The sequence below is a fragment of the Actinomadura sp. NPDC048032 genome, from assembly GCF_040653175.1.
Taxonomy (GTDB): domain Bacteria; phylum Actinomycetota; class Actinomycetes; order Streptosporangiales; family Streptosporangiaceae; genus Spirillospora; species Spirillospora verrucosospora.
Window position 1 is genome coordinate 1 of record NZ_JBEZJP010000836.1, and the last position, 1,022, is coordinate 1,022.

Annotated in this window: 2 protein-coding genes; one reads left to right on the forward strand and one right to left on the reverse strand. The window is 72.6% G+C overall.

Features of this window, described 5'->3' with window-relative positions; genetic code table 11:
* On the forward strand, positions 1-289 hold a 289-nt coding region (locus tag AB0C69_RS42590), incomplete at its 5' end, for a sigma-70 family RNA polymerase sigma factor (protein ID WP_360362706.1).
* Positions 290-307: 18 nt separating this feature from the next.
* Here the strand turns inward: AB0C69_RS42590 and AB0C69_RS42595 are convergent.
* Positions 308-1,022: serine protease (locus tag AB0C69_RS42595; RefSeq protein WP_360362709.1), on the reverse strand; the 715-nt coding region annotated here is incomplete at its 5' end.

The window sequence follows — 1,022 nt, forward strand, 5'->3', positions numbered from 1 at the left end:
GTCGCTGGAGGCGCCGGCCGACGGGACACCGGACGGCGAGGCCGGCACCGTCGGCGAGTACCTCGGGTCCGAGGACCCGGCGCTGGAGGCCTTCATCGACGGCCACGCCCTCAGGCCCCTCATCGACGACCTGCCCGAGCGCGAGCGCACGATCCTGCTCCTGCGGTTCTTCGGGAACAAGACGCAGACGCAGATCGCCGAGCAGATCGGCCTGTCCCAGATGCACGTCTCCCGGCTGATCCGCGCGACCCTCGACCGGCTCCGCACCGGGCTGCTGGCGGAGGGGTGACCGCCCGCCCGCTGCCCGTCAGGGCCGGGGCAGCGCGCACGCCCCGCCCAGCACGACGTCGTTGCCCTGGCCCAGGCAGCGGGCGAGCAGGTACGTCTGCTGCCCGTAGTGGACGCCCTTCCGGACGGTGACGTTCCCGGCGCGGTCGACTTCGCACGGGTTGTTGAGCGTGCAGCGCTCGCCGTCGTCGTTGCCGGTGTTGTTGACGCCGACGACCTGGCGCGTCCGGGCGTCGATGACCGGGGACCCGGACGTCCCGTGGACGGTCTGGCACTCCGGCTTGTAGCGGATGGAGTCCTTCCACGTCCAGTCGGCCTCGCGCAGCCGGTAGACGGTCGCGTCCGTCCTGCAGCCGTAGATCTTCCGCCAGTAGCCGGACACGACCCGGATCGGCGTCCCGTCGTGCGGCCGGGCCGTCGACAGGCGCAGCGCGGGGATCCCGTAGCGCTGCTGGATCGCCGCGTAGGTCGTGTCGAGCCGGTACACGGTCACGTCGGTGTCGGTCATCGTCGCGTACTCGACCCTGGTGGCCTGGAGGGTGCCGAGGCTCCGGCCGCCCGTCCGGTCGAGGAGCGTGAACGTCCGGGACGACCTGCGGTCCACGATCACCTCGCCGGCGTCCGGCATGCCCGACTCCAGGCAGTGGCCGTTGGTCAGCACCAGCGCGGCGTCGGCGTCCCGCGACCGCGGCCCGCGCACGAGGGAGCCCGAGCAGTTGCTCAGCGCGACGATC